General features: G+C 70.0%; 18 protein-coding genes and 1 pseudogene. 15 read left to right on the top strand and 4 right to left on the bottom strand.

Translation table 11 applies throughout. The annotated features are described in order from the left end of the window. Positions 1–241: 241 nt before the first annotated feature. Positions 242–2,305: an alpha-galactosidase gene (locus tag OG758_RS10345; RefSeq protein WP_326709713.1), complete on the bottom strand. Its 2,064-nt coding sequence runs from the start codon at positions 2,303–2,305 to the stop codon at positions 242–244. 73 nt (positions 2,306–2,378) lie between these two features. On the opposite strand from OG758_RS10345, the gene OG758_RS10340 reads away from it, so the two are divergent. The 7 genes from OG758_RS10340 to OG758_RS10310 all read left to right on the top strand — a co-directional run bounded on the left by OG758_RS10340 (position 2,379) and on the right by OG758_RS10310 (position 11,877). Next, positions 2,379–3,533, top strand: a complete 1,155-nt coding sequence (locus OG758_RS10340) for an ROK family transcriptional regulator (protein ID WP_326709712.1) — start codon at positions 2,379–2,381, stop codon at positions 3,531–3,533. 55 nt (positions 3,534–3,588) lie between these two features. Further along, positions 3,589–4,857 (top strand): ABC transporter substrate-binding protein, encoded by a 1,269-nt coding sequence (locus OG758_RS10335; protein ID WP_326709711.1) that lies wholly within the window; start codon positions 3,589–3,591, stop codon positions 4,855–4,857. Positions 4,858–4,862: 5 nt separating this feature from the next. Then, complete coding sequence (locus tag OG758_RS10330; protein WP_326709710.1) at positions 4,863–5,840, top strand: carbohydrate ABC transporter permease; 978 nt, start codon at positions 4,863–4,865, stop codon at positions 5,838–5,840. Positions 5,841–5,859: 19 nt separating this feature from the next. Next, positions 5,860–6,699, top strand: a complete 840-nt coding sequence (locus tag OG758_RS10325; RefSeq protein ID WP_326709709.1) for a carbohydrate ABC transporter permease — start codon at positions 5,860–5,862, stop codon at positions 6,697–6,699. 33 nt (positions 6,700–6,732) lie between these two features. After that, a complete protein-coding gene (locus tag OG758_RS10320) occupies positions 6,733–8,073 on the top strand; it encodes a glycoside hydrolase family 27 protein (RefSeq protein WP_326709708.1) in 1,341 nt (446 codons plus the stop codon). Between the two features lie 27 nt (positions 8,074–8,100). After that, complete coding sequence (locus tag OG758_RS10315) at positions 8,101–10,461, top strand: glycoside hydrolase family 95 protein (protein ID WP_326709707.1); 2,361 nt, start codon at positions 8,101–8,103, stop codon at positions 10,459–10,461. Positions 10,462–10,602: 141 nt separating this feature from the next. After that, entirely contained in the window at positions 10,603–11,877 is a 1,275-nt protein-coding gene (locus tag OG758_RS10310) for an SGNH/GDSL hydrolase family protein (RefSeq protein WP_326709706.1), read from the top strand. Between the two features lie 228 nt (positions 11,878–12,105). Here the strand turns inward: OG758_RS10310 and OG758_RS10305 are convergent, their stop codons facing one another. Together OG758_RS10305 and OG758_RS48930 are read right to left on the bottom strand one after the other, a co-directional pair. Continuing rightward, positions 12,106–12,606 carry an MFS transporter gene (locus tag OG758_RS10305; protein WP_326709705.1) on the bottom strand — a complete coding sequence of 167 codons (501 nt, stop codon included), beginning with the start codon at positions 12,604–12,606 and terminating at the stop codon, positions 12,106–12,108. Then, positions 12,564–13,055: pseudogene (locus tag OG758_RS48930) on the bottom strand (MFS transporter); the annotation flags it as partial. The gene OG758_RS10305 and the pseudogene OG758_RS48930, both read right to left, overlap by 43 nt. Between OG758_RS48930 and OG758_RS10300 the strand changes: the two are divergent. The 4 genes from OG758_RS10300 to OG758_RS10285 all read left to right on the top strand — a co-directional run bounded on the left by OG758_RS10300 (position 12,958) and on the right by OG758_RS10285 (position 15,656). Continuing rightward, on the top strand, positions 12,958–13,179 hold the full coding sequence (locus OG758_RS10300; protein ID WP_326709704.1) for a hypothetical protein: 222 nt from the start codon (positions 12,958–12,960) through the stop codon (positions 13,177–13,179). The pseudogene OG758_RS48930 and the gene OG758_RS10300 overlap by 98 nt on opposite strands. A 191-nt stretch (positions 13,180–13,370) precedes the next feature. Beyond that, complete coding sequence (locus OG758_RS10295) at positions 13,371–14,288, top strand: sugar kinase (RefSeq protein WP_326709703.1); 918 nt, start codon at positions 13,371–13,373, stop codon at positions 14,286–14,288. Between the two features lie 4 nt (positions 14,289–14,292). After that, positions 14,293–15,039 (top strand): IclR family transcriptional regulator, encoded by a 747-nt coding sequence (locus OG758_RS10290; protein WP_326709702.1) that lies wholly within the window; start codon positions 14,293–14,295, stop codon positions 15,037–15,039. After that, positions 15,027–15,656: a bifunctional 4-hydroxy-2-oxoglutarate aldolase/2-dehydro-3-deoxy-phosphogluconate aldolase gene (locus OG758_RS10285; RefSeq protein WP_326709701.1), complete on the top strand. Its 630-nt coding sequence runs from the start codon at positions 15,027–15,029 to the stop codon at positions 15,654–15,656. Before OG758_RS10290 ends, OG758_RS10285 begins: the two co-directional genes overlap by 13 nt. Positions 15,657–15,790: 134 nt before the next feature. Here OG758_RS10285 and OG758_RS10280 read toward each other — a convergent pair whose 3' ends face one another. After that, positions 15,791–16,075, bottom strand: coding sequence for an SbtR family transcriptional regulator (locus OG758_RS10280; RefSeq protein WP_326715864.1), 285 nt, complete (start codon positions 16,073–16,075; stop codon positions 15,791–15,793). 138 nt (positions 16,076–16,213) lie between these two features. Between OG758_RS10280 and OG758_RS10275 the strand changes: the two genes are divergently transcribed. The 4 genes from OG758_RS10275 (at position 16,214) to OG758_RS10260 (ending at position 20,485) form a co-directional block, all read left to right on the top strand. Continuing rightward, positions 16,214–16,933 carry a GntR family transcriptional regulator gene (locus OG758_RS10275; RefSeq protein WP_326709700.1) on the top strand — a complete coding sequence of 240 codons (720 nt, stop codon included), beginning with the start codon at positions 16,214–16,216 and terminating at the stop codon, positions 16,931–16,933. Then, a complete protein-coding gene (locus tag OG758_RS10270; protein ID WP_326709699.1) occupies positions 16,930–17,922 on the top strand; it encodes an ADP-ribosylglycohydrolase family protein in 993 nt (330 codons plus the stop codon). Before OG758_RS10275 ends, OG758_RS10270 begins: the two co-directional genes overlap by 4 nt. Positions 17,923–18,041: 119 nt before the next feature. Continuing rightward, positions 18,042–19,520, top strand: coding sequence for a purine-cytosine permease family protein (locus OG758_RS10265; protein WP_326709698.1), 1,479 nt, complete (start codon positions 18,042–18,044; stop codon positions 19,518–19,520). After that, positions 19,517–20,485: a PfkB family carbohydrate kinase gene (locus OG758_RS10260; protein ID WP_326709697.1), complete on the top strand. Its 969-nt coding sequence runs from the start codon at positions 19,517–19,519 to the stop codon at positions 20,483–20,485. The genes OG758_RS10265 and OG758_RS10260 overlap by 4 nt, the downstream gene beginning before the upstream one ends. Positions 20,486–20,830 lie beyond the last annotated feature (345 nt).

Here is a 20,830-nt window from a genome sequence, read left to right as displayed (position 1 = left end):
CGGATCGCACACGACCACTACGACAAGGGCCTCAACACGTAGTGGCAAGCCACGGCTGATCCTGGTCGTTGAGTTGGTCAATGGCCGGCCGGGGCGAGGCGGTCGCGAGCACCAGCCTCGCTCCGGTGCACCGTCGGCGGGGGCCGGCCGTGCTCGCGACAGCCGAAGGGCGCCCCCGCGCGGCCGGGTCGCGTGTCCCGGGTGACGCGCCGACCATGGCCCCGGCACCGACCGCGTCAGATCATCGCCGGGTCAGCCGTATCACGGTGCTCGGCCGGTCCGTCCGGGGCAACCGCAGAGGCAGGCCGTGCGAGAGGAGGTTCGCCCCGGCGTGTTCGGCGCCGGTGGACTCGTCGACGTAGACCGCGGCGGGGGAGAGGCCGGTCAGCCGCAGATCGCGGTCCTGGCCCCAGGCGATGACCACGACGCGATCGCCGGCCCGGTACTGCACGGCGTCTGCGAGCCGGTATTGCACGCCGAGCTGCACCACTGAGCGGATCTCCTTGTACAGCGCCACCAGGTCGCGGGCCTCTGCGAGTTCGGCCCCGGTCCAGCGCGAGAGGTCGCCGCCGATGCCCAGTGCGCCTGCCATCGCCACGTGGAAGCGGTAGGTGAGCGGAGTGGTGCGCCCGGTGTGCGGGTTCGGGCTGTCGGTCACCCAGGTGGACATGGTGCGGGCCGGGTAGACCTGGCTGTAGCCCTGCTGGATGACAATGCGGTCGTCGGCGTCCGTGTTGTCGGAGATCCAGGTCTGATCGGTGCGGGCCAGCATCCCGAGGTCCGCGCGGCCGCCGCCGCCCGCGCAGCCCTCGATCCGCAGACCGGGGTGGGCGCTGCGCAGCCGGTCGAGCACCGAGTAGACGCCCTGCGTGTGGTCGGTCCACAGGCGTTCGGCGTCGGGGTGGCCTGGCCAACCCGCCTCGGTGAATGCCCGGTTCATGTCCCACTTCAGGAAGTCGATCGCGTAGGTGGAGACCAGCCGGTCGAGCCATTTGAAGGCCCACTCCGTGACATCGGTGCGTGCGAAGTTGAGGACGAGCTGGTGGCGCAGCTCGGTGCGGCGGCGGTGCGGCATGTGCAGTACCCACTCGGGGTGCTCGCGGTACAGGTCGCTGTCCGGGTTGGTCATCTCCGGCTCCACCCACAGGCCGAAGCGCATTCCGAGCCGTCGGATCTCGTTGACCAGCGGGCCGAGCCCGTGCGGGAACCGCTCCGGGTTCGGGTGCCAGTCGCCGAGCCCGGCCCGGTCACTGGTGCGCCCTCCGAACCAGCCGTCGTCCACCACGAACAGCTCGACACCCAGGTCGGCGGCGCGCTCGGCCAGGCTCCGCTGTCCCTCCAGGGTGACGTCCCAGCCGGTCGCCTCCCAGCTGTTGTAGACCACGGGGCGCACTTCGTCGGGCCGTGGCAGTACGTGGGCGGAGGCGTACCGGTGCCAGCCGCGGCTCGTCGCGCCGAAGCCGCCGCGGCTGAACTGCCCGGCAAACACGGGGGTTCGATGGCTTTCGCCGGCCTTGAGTCGCCAGGTCAGGCCGTCGTGCCCGGCGCCACCGGTCACGGTGAACGGGCCGCCTGCGTGGTCGCGCTGTGCGGTGATCCGCCAGCTCCCCGACCAGGCGAGGACCATGCTCCACACCTCGCCGTGGTCCTCGTCCGTGTCACCCGCGTCGACCATCAGCCAGGGGTTCCCGTAGTGCCCGGAGATGCCGCGGCGGCTTGTGAACAGGGTCTCGGCATAGGGGGCTTCGGTGCGTCGCAGCTGTGTCTCGCCCGACCACTCGCCGACCGTGTGGCTCAGCCGTACGCCCGACGCCGCCGGCACGGACCAGCTCGCGGCGTCGCAGCGCAGGATCTCGATGGGCTCGTCGGCCGCCTCGGCCGTGCCCAAGTGTCGCAGTGTCAGGGAGCGTTCGACGACGTCGCTGTCGGGGTGCACCGCGTAGTGCAGCGTGCAGCCGAGTGGGTAGTGGCGGTCGCGCAGCCGTACGTGGAGGTGGCCGCCGTCGATCTCGTGGCCCTCGTAGGCCCACTCGATGCCGCGCGTGCCGTCCGCGTACCGCACCAGCAGTGACGGCACCCCGAACCGGGGGCCGCCCTCAACAGTGAGCTCTTCGCCGGCTGTTGAGGCAAAGCTGCTGGTCAGTCCGTCGTGTGTGGGCAGTGCGGCGGCCTGGTCGAGTGTGAGGGGCGCGCCCCAGTGCACATGCCGTGGGCTGTCGTCCGCGTCGATGCGCAGCGCGTACGCGGAGTTTGGGGTCGTGAGCAGGAACGTGCGACTGGGCTCGTCGAAGTACACCTGAGACATGAGCGGGAGCCTAGATCCGAACTCCCTGAATTTAAATATTGACGAAGGAAATTATTGCCTCTACGTTTCCCCCATGTTGCTGAACCGAGCGAAGCTTCTCGCGTCTCCGGCGGCCAACACGGTGTTCACGACAGTGCTCACACGTGGTCCGGTCGTCCGCCCGGAGATCGCCCGGATCACCGGTCTCTCCTCCGCCGCCGTCACCAAGGCGGTCAAGCCGATGATCGAAGCCGGATACCTGGAGGAGCTGCCGCAGGGGCCGAGGACCGTCGAAGGTGCGGGGCGTCCCGCGCACCCCCTCGCCGTCCGCGCCGACCGGGAGTTCTTCGTGGGCGTCAAGGTCACGGCCGACGAACTCATCGGTGTGGTCACCGACTTGAGGGCGCAGGTGCGGGCCGCGCACCGGATCCCGGTGACGGACCGGTCGGTCGAGCAGGTCGTCCGTGGCATCGCCGCGCTCGTCGCGGAGCTGACCCCCGCGCACGCCGAGCGGACTCACCACATCGGGGTGTCCGTCTCGGGTGACGTGGACCGGGTGGGTGGCCTCGTGCGCTACTCGCCGTTTCTCGGCTGGCGCGACGTGTCGCTGGCCGAACTGGTCCGTTCGGCAACCGGGTTGGCGGTCACCGTCGAGAACGACGTGAAGGCCCTCACCGTCGCGGAGCAGTGGTTCGGCGAGGGTGTGGGCGCGGACTCCTTCGCCCTCGCCACCGTCGGTGTCGGTATCGGCTGCGCGCTCGTGGTCAACGGCCGGCTGGTGGCCGGAAGTTATGGCGTGGCCGGCGAGATCGGTCATATCCCGGTGGCGGCCGGTGACGGACCCGCCTGCCACTGCGGCGCCCGCGGCTGCGTCGAGGCCATCGCCTCCGAGGAGGCCATCGTGGCCCGGGCGCGTCGCGCGGCAGGCGAGCCGGACCTCGACATGGCCGGGGCCGTCGACCGCGCCCATGGCGGAGACGCCGCCGTGCGCGCCGTCTTCGACGAGGCGGGCAAGGCCATCGGGCTGGGCCTCGCCGCCATGGTCAACCTCGTCGGCCCAGAGAGGGTCGTCGTCTCCGGTGAGGGCCTTGCCGCGTACGACCTCTTCGAGGAGCAGATCCGCGCCGCCTTCACCACCCAGGCCTTCGGGAACGCGGCCCGTTGCCCCCTCGTCGTGCGTCCGCTGCCCTGGGAGGAATGGGCACGCGGGGCCGCCGCCGTCAGCATCCAGTCACTGTTCGCCGCGTGAACCCACGCGAGCGCCTGATCTCTCGCACGCATCCGTTCCCCGGAAGGACCCTGTCATGACTGCGAGTTCCGCTCTGTCCCGCCGGGGATTCCTCGGCACGTCCCTGCTGTTCGTCGCGGGTGCCGCCGTCGGCTGCTCCAGCAACCCGCAGGAAACCGCGTCTGCCAAGGGGGCCAAGGTCACCCTCACGCAGTGGTATCACCAGTACGGAGAGGAGGGCACCCAGGCCGCGGTGAAGCGGTACGCCGAGGAGTTCACCAAGGCCAACCCGGACATCGCGATCAACGTCGTGTGGGGCGCCGACACCTCCCAGTACGAGACCAAGCTGAACGCGGCCCTGCTCGGTGCCGACGCCCCGGACGTCTTCGAACTCGGCGACTTCCGCGCCGAGATGGCCCGCAAGGGGCAACTCGAACCCCTCGACGACGTGTACGGATCCGCCAAGGACGGCTTCAACAAGGCCGACCTCGACTACCTCACCGTCGACGGCAAGCTCTACGGCATGAAGACCATCGACGACATCATGATGCTCTTCTACCGCAAGTCGATGCTGAAGAAGGCGGGCGTCGCCGTGCCCACCACCTTCGCCGAACTCGCCGACGCCGCGAAGAAGTTGACCGACGGCGATGTGAAGGGCCTCTTCATAGGCAACGACGGCATCGGCGACAGCCCCTACCTCCTCGCCTGGTCCCAGGGCAAGGACCTCATCGACGGAGACAAGGTCGTCTACGCCGACGCCGCCAAGTCCATCGGCGGCCTGCACGATCTGCACTCCGACAAGTCGGTGCTGCTCGGCTTCACCACCGACTGGTACGACGCGGGGGCGTTCACCCAGGGCGCCACCGCCATGCAGTGGTGCGGCCTGTGGGCGCTGCCCACCGTCGAGAAGGCGCTCGGTGACGACTTCGGGGTCGCGCCCTGGCCCGCGTACGACTCCTCCGGGAAGCCCGTCGCCCGGCTCGGCGGCTGGACACAGGCGGTCAACGCCAAGAGCAAGCACGTCGCGGAGGCCAAGAAGTACCTCCAGTGGCTGTGGGTCAAGCAGGTCGACATCCAGATCGACTGGGCCGTCAAGTACGGCTTCCATGTGCCGCCGCAGACCGCGGTCGCTGCCAGGACGCCGGAGCTGAGCAAGGGCGCCTCGAAGGACACCGTCACCATCGGGACCAAGTACGGCATCTCCTTCCCGGCCGAGTGGACGCAGGCGATGCAGGCCGAGTTCATCGCCGCGGCAGCCGACATCGCCAAGGGATCGGCACCGGAGAAGGCCCTGAGGAAGGCCCAGTCCAAGGCGCAGTCCGACCTCGACAAGCAGATGGGCTGAGCGTCATGACCGCCACCGGCACCACGCCCTTGCAGGGGAGTGCCGCCCGCCCGGCGCCCGCCACAGCTCCGCGCCGCCGGCGGCTCACGGAGCGGCGCTCCAAGGCGGTTGCCTTCGTCGTCCTCACCGCCCCGATGCTGATCGGCCTCGGTGTCTTCCGCTACGTGGCCATCGGCTGGAGCTTCCTGCTCAGCTTCAGTGAGGCCCGCCGCACCATCTCCCTGGGGAGCTGGGTCGGCCTAGACAACTACCAGCAGCTCCTGAGCGACGAACGGTTCCGGGACTCGCTCACGATGATCGTCCTGTTCACGGCGATGATCGTGCCGATCACCTTCGCCGGATCCCTGGGCCTCGCCGTCCTCGTCAACCGGGTACGGCGCGGCCGGGCCTTCTTCCGTACGGCGTTCCTGCTGCCCGCGGCGGTCAGCTACGTGGCCGCCGCGATGATCTGGAAGATGGCCCTGTTCAGCGGGGTGCCGTCCGGTCTCGCGAACACCCTCGGCGCGCTCTTCGGCGCCGACGCCACCCCGTGGATCCAGACGCAGAGCCCACCCCTGTACTGGATCGTGCTGGTGACACTGCGTCTGTGGCTCCAAGTCGGCCTGTACATGATTCTCTTCATCGCGGGGCTGCAGTCCATTCCGCAGCACCTGTACGAAGCCGCGGCCCTCGACGGCGCCGGTGCCTGGCGCACCTTCCGCAGCATCACCTTCCCCATGCTGCGCAACACGTCGGTCGCGATCCTGCTGCTGATGCTCATCGCCGCCCTCCAGGCCTTCGACGAGTTCTACGCGATCTTCTCCACCGGCGCCTCGCTCGGCAGCGAACCTGTGCGCACCCCCCTCATGCACCTGTACGGCGTCGCCCTCCAGGACCAGGACTACGGCGTCGGCTCCGCCGGAGCCTTCCTGCTCACCCTCCTGATCGTGCTGGTCACGCTCCTCCAGGGCCGGATGCTCGGGTTCTCCCGCGACAAGGACTGATCGGACAAGGACTCAACCCATGAACCGTTACCGAGGGAGCGTGCTCGGCTCCGCCGCCACGTACCTGGTGCTGTGCCTGCTGGCCGTGGTCTTCCTGATCCCGTTCTACGTGCTTGTGCGCAACGCCTTCATGACGACGCCGGAGGTCACAGCCACCGACTGGCACTGGCTGCCGTCCTCGCTGAACTGGGACAACTTCAGCTCCCTGTTCGACAACCCGGAGCGACCCTTCGGCCGGTCCCTTGCCAACTCGCTGCTGATCGCGGTGATCTCGGCCCCGGTGTCCACGCTGCTCGCCTCGATGGCCGGATACGCGCTCGCCCGGATCAACGTGCCCGGTCGCGGGGTCGTCCTCTCGCTCATCGTCGGCACGCTGATGATCCCGCAGGCCGTGACCTTCCTGCCGACGTTCGTCGTGGTCGGTTCGATGGGCGGCGTGAACACGATGTGGGGCCTGATCGCACCCGGCCTGTTCAACGCGTTCGCCGTCGTGCTCTTCCGCAGCTTCTACCTGTCCTTCCCCGCCGAGATAGAGGAGGCGGGCCGCCTCGACGGCCTCAGCTACCTCGGTGTCTACGGGCGCATCATCCTGCCCAACTCGGTCACGATGATCGCCTCACTCGGCGCACTGTCCTTCATCGAGGCGTGGAACTCCTTCCTGTGGCCCCTGATGATCGGCCAGGACCCCGAGAGCTGGACCGTGCAGATCGCGCTCTCCAGCTTCCTCACCTCCCAGACCGTCAACCTGCCCGAGCTGTTCGCCGGCACGGTCGTGGCGATCCTCCCGCTCGTGATCATGTTCCTGGTCGCTCAGCGCCACATCGTCCAGGGCATAGCGATGTCCGGCCTCAAGTCCTGAAACTCCCTCTCCCCAGTACCGGAGGTACTTCCAGTGACCCGTACGACCAGAACGACCCGGCGCGCGGCGCTCACCGCCGCCTGCGCACTGCCCCTCACCCTCGCCCTGTCCACCGGCACCGCTGAGGCCAAGACCCCGTACGTCAAGCCGTTCATGGGCTGGAGCAGCTGGAGCGTCGAGTCCTCCTCGCGTGACGGCTACGGCACACACTGGCTGAACGAGGGCAACATCAAGAACGCCGCCGACGCGCTCAGCAGCCAGCTGTCCTCGGCCGGCTACAGGAATCTGAACATCGACGCCGGCTGGAACTTCGACTACGACTGGAACTTCCACACCGACGCCAACGGCATCCCGAACGCCGACAAGGACCGCTTCCCCAGCGGTATGCAGTCGCTCTCCGACTACGTCCACGGCAAGGACCTCAAGCTCGGTCTGTACGGCGCCGCAGGACTGGAGAAGGAGGTGTACGACAAGAACGCGCCGATCCTCGGTACTGACTGTCATGCGCAGGACATTGCGGTGAAGCCGCTGACCCCGACCAACAAGTGGGGCGGCAGCTGGAAGATCGACTACAGCAACCCCTGTGCCCAGGAGTACATCGACTCGATCGTCGCGCGGTACGCCTCCTGGGGCATCGACTTCATCAAGATCGACGGCGTGACGAAGGACAACGTCGCCGACATCAAGGCCTGGTCCACCGCCATCGACCACAGCGGCCGCAGCATGTGGCTGTCCGCCAGCGCCTGGCCCGTCGACCTCGAGGCCGGCGACGGCCTGCGGCCCTACGCCAACGGGGTCCGTGTCGACACCGACATCGAGTGCTACTGCGAGACCACCAGCACGTGGACCAGCTCCGTCGACGACCGCTTCGCCGACCTGCCCAAGTGGCTCGACAAGCTGTCCGCCCCCGGCTACCTCGCCGACCTCGACTCGATGCCCATCAACAACAACTCCGGCAGCGGACTCCAGGACGGCATCAACGACACCGAGCGGCAGACCGTCATGACCTTCTGGTCGATGGCCTCGTCTCCGCTGTACGTCGGCGGCGACATCTACTTCCTCGACGACAAGGCCAAGGCGATCCTGGCCAACCCCGAGGTCATCGCCGTCGACCAGGCCGCCGTCCTGCCCAGGCAGATCCGCGCCGGTGACACGCAGGTGTGGACGAAGAAGGCGGGCGGCGCCACCTACCTCGCGGTCTACAACCTCGGCTCCACGGCCACCGACATCACGGTCGACCTCAAGGACCTGGGCATCAAGCGCCCCCAGCACCTGCGCGACGTCGTCGCCCGCAAGGACCTCGGTACCGCCAAGGGCTCCTGGACCGCCACCGCCGTCCCGGCCCACGGCTCCCGCCTGATCAAGCTCTCCTGACCGCCCGTCACGCCCAAGGAGCCGCACATGAGCAACGGACCCTCCAGACGCCTGGTCCTCGGCCTCGGCGGAGCCCTCGCGCTGAGCGCCCTGCCCGCCTTCACCGCGCACGCCGCGCCCCGCCGCCCCACCACATCCCCGCTGGTACCGGCCGGCGAGGCGACGACCCTGTGGTACCCCGAGCCCGCCGACGAGGACCTCCTCATCGAGCAGGGCCTGCCGCTGGGCAACGGCCGCCTCGGTGCCCTCGTCGGCGCCGACCCGGCCAGGGAACTCCTGCACGTCACCGACGCCACCCTGTGGACCGGCGGCGCCAACACCACCCTCGACTCCGACGGCCAGTTCCCTTACGGGCGCGATGACTTCGGCAGCCTCACCCTGCTGGCCCGGGTCATGCTGTACCTGCCGGGACACGAGCTCTCCGCCGTCACGGACTACCGCCGCACCCTCGACCTCAGCAACGGCCTCGTCACCACGACGTACACCAAGGACAAGGTCCGCCACACGCGGGAGATGTTCGCCAGCGCGCCCGACGACACCATCGTCGTCCGGCTGAGCCAGAGCGGCGGCGGCTCCCTCACCGGCGCCGTCATCCTCTCCGGCACCCACGGCGAGACGACCGGCGTCGACAAGGGCCGCAACCTCGCCTCCTTCTCCGCCGCCTTCGGCAACAAGCTGCGCTACGCCGCCACGGTCACCGCTGCCGGGGACGGGACGATCACCGCCACCGGAACCCGCGTCACGTTCACCGACTGCTCCGAGGTCACCCTCGTCATCAGCGGCGGCACGGACTACGCGCCGGACCACACCACCGGCTACCGGGACCCGGACGCGGACCCGCTCACCCTCGCCCAGGACAAGGCCCTCGCGACGGCCCGGACTCCGGCCCTACGGCTGCGCGACACGCACGTCGCCGACTACCGCGCCCGCTACGACCGGCTCACCCTCGACCTCGGCCGCTCCAGCGGCGGGCAACGCCGGATGGACACCTGGTCGCGCCTGAAGGCGCGCGCCTCCGACGGATCGGCGCCGGACCCCGAACTGGAGGCCAGCTACCTCCAGTTCGGCCGTTACCTGACCATCTGCGGCTCGCGCGACGGGCTGCCCATGGGACTCCAGGGGGTGTGGCTGGAGGGCAACACCCCGGACTGGATGGGCGATTACCACACCGACATCAACGTCCAGATGAACTACTGGCTGGCAGACCGGGCCGGCCTCGGGGACACGTTCACCGCCTTCGCCGACTACTGCCTGGCCCAGCTCCCCGCGTGGAGCGAGGTGACGCAGAAGCAGTTCAACGACTCCCGCAACCGCTACCGCAACACCTCCGGCAAGGTCGCGGGCTGGACGGTCGCCTTCTCCACGAACCCCTACGGCGGCCTCGGCTGGTGGTGGCACCCGGCGGGCAACGCCTGGCTGTGCGAATCCCTCTACGAGCACTACGAGTACACGCAGGACGTGCAGTACCTGGCGCGGATCATGCCGCTCCTCAAGGGCGCCTGCGAGTTCTGGGAAGCACGCCTGATCACCACGACCGTCGACGGACGTGAGGTCCTCATCGACGACCACGACTGGTCGCCCGAACAGGGCCCGCAGGACGCCCGCGGCATCACATACACACAGGAACTCCTGTGGTCTCTCTTCGGCCACTACGAGCAGGCCTGCCGCACTCTCGGCCGCGACACCGAACACGCAGCCGTCATAGGCACGTTGCGTGCCCGCCTCTATCTCCCGAAGGTCAGCCCGAAGTCCGGCCGCCTCGAGGAGTGGATGAGCGAGGACGACCTCGGCGAGACCACCCACCGCCATCTGTCGCCGCTCATCAACCTGTTCCCCGGCGACCGTATCCGCCCGGACGCCGGCGACGCCGAACTCCTCAAGGGAGCAACGCAGCTGCTGACCTCCCGCGGCATGGAGAGCTACGGGTGGGCCTGCGCATGGCGGGCAGCGTGCTGGGCGCGGCTCAAGGACGCCGACAAGGCCTACCGGCTGCTGTTGACGAACCTGCGGCCCTGGGCGGGCGGTGACACCGGCACGGCCATGAACTTCTTCGACATGTACCGGGTCTCCGACACCCGGGCGATCTTCCAGATCGACGCCAACCTCGGCACGCCCACCGCGATGCTGGAAATGCTCGTCTACTCCCGCCCCGGTCACATCGAACTCCTGCCGGCACTCCCCGACGCCTGGGCCGAATCCGGCTCCCTCAAGGGCGTGGGAGCCCGCGGCGGCTTCACCGTGGACATGACCTGGGAGCGAGGCCGCGTACACCGGGCGACGCTGCACAGCGTCGGGGGGCGCAGGACCACCGTCACCGCGGGCGGCCGCAGCACGACTGTCACCCTGCGGCCCGGTCAGTCGATGAGGCTCACCGACCTCCAGGGCTGAACCGGTCGGTACGACCGGTGCACGGCAGGGCGCCCGGCCCCACGGTCGCCCTGCCCCGCACCGCGCTTTCCCGAGGACGTACGTGCCTGAACGACGACCTGAACGACGACCTGAACGTCGAGAAGAACGGAGAAAGTGCCGATGACCCTCGATCAGCCGCACCGAGCGGTGCGCAGCCGCGCCCGCCGCAGACCTTCGCGGTCCCTGTTCGGAGCGCTGCTCGCGCTCGCCCTGGCGGCCGCGCCGGTGGGCACCGCGCGCGCGGCCACGCCGTCGGCCAACGCCCCGGGCACCCGGGTGAGCGCCTGGTCGCCGAGCATGACGACCGGAGGCCCCACCTTCGAGAACCAGACCATTCGCATGGTGGTGCACAGCAGCGTGGCGGGATCGCGCGCCCGGATCACACTTTCGAACCGCTACAGCCCCGGGCCGCTCGAGGCGGCGGCCACGAACGTCGCCGTCCAGGCGCACGGCGGCGAGGCAAGGCCAGGCACCGCCCGGCGCATCACCTTCGGCGGCTCGGACCGCGTCACGGTCCCGGCCGGCGACGAGGTCGTCAGTGACGTCGTCCCGATCTCGGTGGAGGCAGGACAGAACCTGCTCGTCAGCCTCTACGTGCCCGGCGCGACCGGCATGTCGACCTGGCACTCGGACGCCTTCGACACGACCTACACGGCCTCGGGCGACCGCACAGGGGACGACAGCGCGGCCGGGTTCGTCACCACCACGACCTCCTGGTACTACCTGGCGGGTCTCGACGTCCTGTCCCCGACGGCGAAGGGCACCGTCGTCGCGTTCGGCGACTCCATCACCGACGGCTACCACTCCTCGACCGGTACCTACACCCGGTGGCCCGACGTGCTCGGCCGCCGCCTCGAAGCCGAGCCGGGCCCGCAGCGGCTGAGTGTCGTGGACGCCGGTATCGGCGGCAACCGCGTGCTCACCGACGTCCCCAACCCTTGGCAGGGCGTGAGCGCCCTGAAGCGGTTCCGCCATGACGCTCTCGGTCTGCCCGGCGTCAAAGACGTGATTCTCTTCGAAGGCATCAATGACATCGGCAACAACGCCGGTCCCGACGGCGGACCGCTGACCGCGCAGGACCTGATCGACGGCTGGCGCACCCTCGTCGACGAGGCACACGCCGCCGGCGTCCGTGTCGTCGGCGCGACCCTGATGCCGGTCAAGGGCAACGGCTACTACACGCCCGCCGCCGAGGCGCTCCGCCGCAGTGTCAACGACTGGATCCGCACCGGCGGTGCCTTCGACGGCGTCATCGACTTCGACCGGGTCATGCGCGACCCCGCGGACCCCTCGGCCCTCAACCCCGCCTACGACTCCGGCGATCACATACACCCCGACGACGCGGGCATGAAGGCCATGGCCGATGCGATCGACCTTCACCTGCTGCGGCACTGACGCCGGACCGGCCGTCCTTGGAGGCACACATGGCGCCGGTGGGCGAAGTGCCGCTCCACCGGAAGCTGTTGCGCCCGGTGGAACCAGCACTACGCCGTCAACGACTACGCGCCGTACCGCCGGGTCGCCGAACGCGTGGCGATCACCGAGGCCGGCCCTTCGGCTGAGCCGGCGCGCGGCAGCGTCACCGGGGTGTGCCGCCGGATGCCCCGCTCGCGCACCGCGAGATCACCGAGGCGACCTGCTCAGCGGCCGGAGAATCGCGGTGCGCCCTGCGGGCCAGGAGCAGGTCGAAGCGCTCGGGTTCCTCGAGCGGGCGGCACCGGCCGGGCGGACGGTGATCACCCGCGTGATCGCCACCGCGTCGCCGATCATCACCGGCTTGCGGCCGACCCGGTCGGACAGGGCACCCGCCAGCGGGATGGTGAGGATGGAGATCGCCGAGGCGATGGTGATGCCGAGGACCGAGGTGTCGGAGGACAGGCCGAGCTGGTTGGTGAGGTAGCTCGGCAGGTAGCCCTGGATCGCGTACGAGGCGATTGCGGTGGCGCACCCGGAGTCGATGAGCAGGGCGATCGCCTTGGGGCGGCTCTTGACCGTGGCGAGGACGGGGAGCTTCTCGCGCTTGCCGCTGTCGCGAGTGGCCTCGAACTGCTCGGTCGCGCCGCGTTGCGGATGACGAGAGCGATGATCACGACCAGGGCGCTCGCCAGGAACGGGATGCGCCAACCCCAGCCGAGGAAGTCGTCCTCGGGCAGCGTGGAGACGGCGGCGACCGCGCCGGAGGCGATGACGACGCCGATGAACTCGCCCGCACCGGGCAGCGATCCGTAGAAGCCGCGCTTCTCGGCCTTCGCCGCCTCCGTCGACATGACGTACGCGCTGCCGAGCTCGGCGCCGACGCCGAAGCCCTGCATCATCCGGCAGAGCACGAGCAGCACCGGGGCCCAGATGCCGATCTGGTGGTACGTGGGGAGGAAGCCGATGGCGAGGGTGCCGGCGCCCATCAGGACCACGGTGAGGATCAGCACCGGGCGGCGGCCTATGCGGTCGCCGAGGTGGGCGAGGACCAGGCCGCCTATGGGGCGGACGGCGAAGCCCAGGCCGAAGGTCGCGAAGGAGGCGAGCGTCGCCGCGAACGGGGAGACGTTCGGGAAGAAGACCTTGTTGAAGACGATCGCGGCCGAGGCACCGAAGAGGAAGAAGTCGTACCACTCGAGGATCGAGCCGACGACGCTGGCGGCGGCGGTGCGGCGCTGCGGGGTGCGGGCGCTCATCGCCGCCTGCGGTCCGGCCTCCTGATGTGCGTTCTGATGGGTGGATGCCCTCGGCGTCGTGCACTCCCTTTCGCTTCACGCTGGTGGGGGGATTCTGTGCGGCTCATGCTCGTGTTGCAACATATGCACGCCTGTTGCACAAGGGCTGCTAACGTTCTTCATGACCACTGCGGGATGTCAATGGCATGTCACTCATGCCAATGGAGGGACGGCGCGATGACCACCACAGCCGCTACGGCTGTCTGCCTCGGCGAGACGATGGCGCAGGTCACGCCCGCCGATGGCGCAGGCCTCGAGCACAGCGGGGCGCTGCGGCTCGCCGTCGCGGGCGCCGAGTCGACCGTCGCCCAGTACCTCGCCGACCTCGGCCACGGCGCCGCCTGGGTGAGCCGGGTCGGCGACGACCCGTTCGGGCGGCGGATCGTCGCGGCGGTCGCGTCACGCGGTGTGGACGTCACCGGTGTACGGCGCGACACCTCGGCCCCGACCGGCGTCTACTTCAAGGACCCGGGACCCCATGGAACGCGCGTGCATTACTACCGGGCCGGCTCGGCGGCCTCCCGGATGAGCGCGGCCGACGCGGACGGCATCGACCTGACCGGCGTGCGGCTGCTGCACCTGACCGGGATCACACCCGCCCTGTCCGGCACGTGCGCGGCGCTCGTGGCCACGCTTCTGGAGCGGGCGGCCGGCACCAAAACCCTGGTCTCGTTCGACGTCAACCACCGCCCCGCGCTATGGAGTTCGCACGGCGAGGCGGCCGAGGCGCTGCTCGCCCTGGCGCGCCGCGCCGACATCGTGCTCGTCGGCCGCGACGAGGGCGAGACCCTGTGGGGCACCGCTACCGCGCAGGCAATCCGCGACCACATCGGGCCGCGCGGCACGCTCGTCGTCAAGGACGGCGCCGTGGGAGCCACCGAATTCACCGACGGGAAACAGGAGTTCGTGGCCGCGCCCGCCGTGGACGTGGTGGAGGCCGTCGGTGCGGGTGACGCCTTCGCCGCCGGATACCTGAGCGGGCTGCTCGACGGAGCGGCGCCGCGCGAGCGCCTCGCCCTCGGCCACCGTCTGGCCGGGCGCACGCTGCGCAGCATCGAGGACTACGTCCCCATCTCACCGAAAGGCAGGAGCTGAGGTCATGTCACAGACCGTACGGCGGGCCATTGACGCCCTGGAGTGCATCGCCCGCAGGCCGCGCACGCAGACCGAGGTCGGTGAGCACCTGGGCGTGCACCGTTCGACCGCGCTGCGCCTGCTGGAGTCGCTGGCCGAGGGCGGACTCGCCCGCCGCCTGCCCGATGGGCGGTACGCGGTCGGCCACCGGCTCGCCGGGCTCGCCCAACTCGCCGTGGAACAGTTCGGCTTGAAGGACGTCGCAAGCGAGCACTTGCGCGGGCTCGGGGAGCTCAGCGGGCACACCGTGCACCTCGCCGCGCTCGAGGGCGAGCAGATCGTGTACGTCGACAAGGTCGACCCGGTGGACGGAGTGCGGCTGTACTCGCAGATCGGCCGACCCGTCACGCTGCACACCGCCGGCGTCGCCAAGGCGATCCTCGCCCACGTACCCCGCGATCGGGCCGACGCGCTTCTCGCCGGCTGCGACTTCGCGCCGCACACCGGCACGACGATCACCGACGCAGCCGCCTACCGCGGGGCCCTGGACGAGACCCGGGCGCGCGGCTGGGCCGTCGACGACGGCGAGTACGAGGACTACGTGAACTGCCTCGCCGTCCCCGTGCGCGACAGCGGCGGCGACGTGGTCGCCGCCGTGTCCGTCACCGCCCTGAAGGCGAAGGCCGACCTGGCCGCCCTCGAGGCCGACGTACTGCCTGACCTGATGACCACCGCCGAGACGATTTCCAAGGAGCTGGGATGGCGCCCCTGACCCCCGTAGACCCCGAGACGCCGACGTTCGACGAGCTGTTCGCCAAGTCGCCCGTGATGGCGATCCTGCGCGGCATGCCGGCGGACAAGTCCGTGGAACTCGCCGTACGAGCCTGGGACCTGGGCATCGAGTGCGTCGAGGTACCGGTGCAGACCGAGGAGGCCGCGCGGGTGCTCGCCGCCGTGGTGGCCGCGGGCCGCGAGCGCGGCAAGGCGGTCGGTGCGGGCACGGTCACCACGACCGAGCGCCTCGAGTGGGCGGTGTCGGCGGGTGCCGCGTTCACGGTGGCACCCGGGCTCGACGCCGAGGTGGCGCGGGCCAGCACCAACGCGAGCCTGCCGCACCTGCCCGGCGTCGCCACCGCCACCGATGTCCAGGCGGCGCGGGCGCTCGGCCTGACCTGGCTGAAGGCGTTCCCGGCGAGCGTGCTCGGCCAGGGCTGGTTCAAGGCCATGAGGGGCCCGTTCCCGGAGGTGCCGTTCGTGGCGACGGGCGGCATCGACGCGTCCAACGCTGCCGCTTACCTGGCAGCCGGGGCCAGGGTCGTCGCCGTGGGCTCAGCCCTGGAAGACCCGGAGCAACTCCCGCTGCTGGCCGATCTGTTGGCATCCCGGTAGGCGCGGGGTACCTGCTTTTCCGAGGCGCGGAACTGCGCGACCAACCACGACGAACCCGCAGAAAATAACCGGGACGAACGGAGACCCAGACCTACTCGGCCGCTGGGCGGGAGTCTTCTCGTCGACAGTCGCGCTCAGCACTTCGGCCGCATTCCCGTGCAGGCTATGTCGATCATGCGGTCGCGGGGCCCCGGGTCCGCGAGGTCCCGGTCGCAGGTTACGCAGCCGATCATCAGGTCCCGCATGTCGGCGACGGTCGGATCGGCCCGGACGGACCCCGCGCGCCAGGCGCCGGCCGGCAGGTCCTTCTCGGCGGCCGTCAGGCTGCGGGACTCGTCGGCGACGGTGCCCGGGATATCGAGTCCAGCTCTGATCATTGCCTCGGTCGGTCCCCGGTTCCGGCCGAACCGATGGACCAGGTAACGCGCCGATGTTCAGTGTGCGCAGGCCGACAGCGATCTCGGGTCCGGCCTGGACGGCCCCCGGCGCCGCGGTCACACGGAAAAAATCCTCTGCAGCTATGGACCTGAGAGGACCTGTCCATTTACTGTCTGGACATGCCTGGACAGGTCCACAAACATCAACGCATCGCCAGCGTGCTCGCCGACGAGATCCGAGCCGGGGTCCACACCGGAGGCAGCCGACTCCCGGGGGAGTACGCGCTCACCCAGCGCTTCGGTGTCAGCCGCACCACCCTGCGGCAGGCGCTTCAGGTCCTCGGCGAAGAAGGGCTCATCTCCACCCACGCCGGGATCGGCTCCTTCGTCACCTACGAGGGAACGCCACTCGACAACCGCCTCGGCTGGACCAGGGCGCTGGCAGAGCAGGACACCACACTGCACACCGAGACCCTCCGCTTCGAGGAGGTGACCGACCGCGATCTGGCCGAGGAGCTGGGACTCGATTCGGGTGCGTTCATCGCCCTGGACCGGGTCAGGCGGCTCGCCGACGGACAGGGCGTATCGCTGGAGCGCAGCAGAGTCCCTGCCACCGGGGGCCTGGCCGGGCTGCCCGAACGCGGCCTCGACGGTGGCTCACTGAGCCGGACGCTGATCGCCGCGGGCCGGACCACCGACTCCGGCGAAGGCGTGGTGTCGGTGCGCGGGCTCGACGCGGCGGAGGCCGCCGTACTGCACCGCTCGCCCGGCGAGTCCTTCCTGCGGCTCACCCAGGTGTACCGGGCGGCCGACGACTCGGTCGTCGAGCATGTCACCAGCCTGCTCGACCCCGCCAGATTTGAACTGCACGTACGTTCGGGCCGAGGAGGCCGACTGTGACCGACCAACTCGACCGCGCCCTCGGTGCCTACTACGGACTCGCCCTCGGTGACGCTCTCGGCATGCCCACGCAGGTGATGTCCAGGGAGGACGTCGTCCGGGTGTACGGGACGCTCACCGGCTTCGAGCCCGCCCGCCCCGACAATCCGGTCAGCGCGGGTATGCCGGCCGGGTCCGTCACCGACGACACCGACCAGGCCGTCATCGTCGGCCGGCTGATCGACGAGGGCCGCGGACGGATCGACCCCCTGCGCCTCGCCCATGAACTGCTCGACTGGGAGAAGGAGATGAAGGCCAAGGGTTCCTTCGATCTCCTCGGCCCGTCCACCAAGGCCGCTCTGGACGCGGTGGCCCGTGGTGTCCCGACTCAGGAGGCCGGCAGGCACGGCACGACGAACGGCGCGGCCATGCGCGTCACCCCCGTCGGAATCGCCTTCGCCGTCGAGCCGCTGGACGCCTTCCTGGACCATGTCGTGGAGTCCTGCCAGGTCACCCACGACACCGGCATCGGGATCGCGGGCGCGGCCGCCGTCGCTGCCGCCGTCAGCACGGGCGTCGGCGGAGGCACGCTGGGCGAAGCCGTGGCCGCCGCGGTGGCCGCGGCGCGCGCCGGTGCACGACGCGGGCACTGGATCGCGGGGGCCGACATCGCGTCCCGGATCCAGTGGACACAGGACCTCGTGAGGGATCTCCCGGAGGCCGAGGCCCTAGACCGGATCGTCGCGCTCGTCGGCACCAGCGTCGCAAGCCAGGAGTCGGTGCCCGCCGCGTTCGCGGTGCTCGCCGTGGCCGGCGGCGATCCCTGGAGAGCTGCCCTGCTCGCCGCCAACCTCGGCGGCGACAGCGACACCATCGGTGCGATCGCCGGTGCGGTCGCCGGGTCGGTCACGGGGCTCTCGGGACTTCCCCCCGAGGCCGTCCGAACGCTCCGCGACGTCAACTCCCTCGACCTGGAACCTCTGACCGCCCGGCTGCTCACGCTCCGCTGAGCTGCCCGGAACCCTGCTCCGGGCAGGGGCCCGAGGTCCCGCCGCTTCGCGCAGCACACGCGCACACCTTCCCCGCTCTCCCCACCCGTCCTTTTCGCACCCTGCAAGGAGGTTCCGTCATGGCCGCTTCGAAGGCGAACGATCGCGTCGGTGCCATCGAGACAAGAGGGATCGAACCGGTCCCCGACAACGAGCGGCACGGACAGGCCGGCCAGATGTTCTGGACCTGGTTCGCCGCCAACATCAGCATCCTCGGGCTCCCGCTCGGAGCGACCCTCGTCGCCTTCCGCGGCCTGAACGTCTGGCAGGCGATACTCGTTGCCGTCGTCGGTTCCTTCGGTTCCTTCGCGCTGGTGGGAGCCCTGAGCCTGGCAGGCAAGAAGGGGGGCGCGCCCGCACTCACCCTGTCCCGCGCGGTCTTCGGACAGCGGGGCAACGCGGGTCCGACCCTGATCACCTGGCTGAGCCGGGTCGGCTGGGAGACGATCACCACCACGACCGCCGCGTACGCGCTGCTGGCGATGCTGAACACCGCCTTCGGGATCGGCCGGAACACCGTGCTCACGCTGGTCTGCTTGCTGATCTTCATCACCTGCACGCTGCTGATCAGCGGACTCGGCCATGCCACCATCATGTGGATCAACAAGTGGGCCACGGTCGTCTTCGGCGTCCTCAATCTGGTCGTGATGGGTTTCCTCGTCGCCACCGTCGACTGGTCCAAGGTCCTGCATATCCCGGCGGGGCCGACCAGCGGAGTGATCGCGGGTGTCGGCTTCATCGCCGCGGGCACGGGGATCGGCTGGGCCAACGCGGGGGCGGACTACGCCCGTTACCTGCCCCGCGAGATTCCCGGCCGCCGGCTGATCGGGGCCTCCGCGTTCGGCGCAGGCATCCCTCTCGTGCTGCTGATCTCGCTCGGCTCGCTGCTCTCAGCGGGCGACCGGACGCTCGCCACCTCCTCCGACCCGGTCGCCGCCATCAACGCGATGCTGCCCTCCTGGATGGCGATCCCCTATCTCATCGCGGCCTTCGGCGGGCTGCTCATGTCGAACCACCTGTCCACCTACTCCGCCGGGCTGACGATGATCACTTTGGGGCTGCGGGTGCCGCGCACCGCCGCAGTCGCCCTCGACGTGGTGCTGATGTTCGCCGGCGGCATCTACTTCATGCTGATCGCCGGCGACTTCTACGGGCCCTTCTCGACGTTCCTGACCCTGCTGGCCGTACCCATCTCGGCGTGGATCGGAGTCATCGCGGTGGACTCGCTGCGCGGGCGTACGTACGCCCCCGAGGCGTTGATGGACACCACCCGAACCAGTCGGTACTGGTACTCGGGCGGATTCCATCTGCCCGCCGTCCTCGGCTGGGCCGCCGCCATCGTGGCCGGTCTGCTCTTCACCAAGGCCTCGACCAGCGAGACCGACGTCTGGTTCGCGGGCCCGCTCTCCGGCACCTGGTTCGGTGTGAACGGTCTCGGCTGGGCGATATCCATGGTCGTCGGTGCCGCGGCGTACGCGCTGTTCGCCCGCCGTGCCGACTCCGCCGCCGGCAGCGGGAACGAATCCGCAGCCCCCGCTCTTCAGGAAGCCGGACAATGAACGGCCGTCTCGTCCTCGCCGGGAACGTCATCGCCGATCTGGTGATCGAGGTTCCCGAGCTGCCCGAACGCGGCAGCGATGTCATCGGCACCCGTACCGAAACGACCGCCGGTGGCGGTTTCAACACCCTGGTCGCGGCCCGCCGCCTCGGCACGGAAGCGGTCTTCGCCGGGCTGCACGGCACGGGACCCTACGGCGATCTGGTACGCGATGCGCTCGCCGCCGAGGACATCGGAACGCTGCTGCCCGTCCGTACGGACGGCGACACCGGCTTCACCGTTGCCCTGATCGACAGCGGTGGCGAACGAACCTTCGTCACCAGCTTCGGAGTTGAGGCCACGCTGACGCCGTCGGACATCGACACGCTTGCCGCGGACCTGCGTCCCGGTGATCTGCTGCAACTCTCCGGCTACGGGTTGGTGCTGTCGGCCAACGGCCCGCTGCTGTCCGGCTTCGCGGCGGGGCTCCCGTCGGACATCACCGTCTGCCTCGACCCGGCGCCCCTGGTGGCCGACATCCCCGAGGCCGTTCTCGCGCCGGTCCTCGCCCGTGTGGACTGGCTCAGTGTCAACGCCCGCGAGGCCCGCCTGATGTCCGGGCACGAGGATCCGCGGGCCGCGGTGACGGCGCTGCGGGACCGGCTGAGCTCGGGCGCGGGCGTGCTCGTGCGGGCCGACAAGGACGGCTGCTGGCTGGCGGCGCCCGGCCAGGCACCGACGCATGTGCCGGGCTTCCCGGTCGACGCGGTGGACAGCAACGGTGCGGGAGACGCCCACGTCGGTTCCTTCCTGGCCCTGATCGGCCAGGGCCACGACCCCGTGACGGCCGCCCGCGGCGCCAACGCGGCGGCGGCCTACGCGGTGGCCCGCCGCGGCCCCGCCACCGCGCCGGACCGGGCGGCACTGGCGGCGTTCCTTGGACAGGACCCCCTCGCGCAGCGACTGTTCGGCGCCGATCCGCACTGAGGGCCGGACGGGCGCACATCGGCCACGCACATCCGCACGCTGGTGAGGATGTGCGTGGCGGTCGCACTCATGAGTTGATGGCGCAGGTGCACGAGGGCAAGAAGCAGCCGGTCGCAGAAGTCCAGCTTCGGCTTGCGCCCGGCGCCGGCCGCCCTGCGGCGTTCCCCACCTCGGGCTTCGCGAAGGCCGGACTGCCGTGCGGCCTCTCACGGGGCGGCGAGTTCGGCGAGAAACTCGCCGACGTGTGCGCGGGAGACACCAGACAGGGCAGGATGGGAGCAGGCCACGCGGCCCCAGGTCAGCCTCACAACTCACCCAACCCGCACGGCCCTTGCTACGGCACGA

Origin of the sequence: Streptomyces sp. NBC_01474 (assembly GCF_035918215.1) — a bacterium.
GTDB lineage: Bacteria > Actinomycetota > Actinomycetes > Streptomycetales > Streptomycetaceae > Streptomyces > Streptomyces aureus.
Note: the sequence above shows the minus strand (reverse complement) of the source record. Positions and strands in the feature narration are given on the sequence as shown.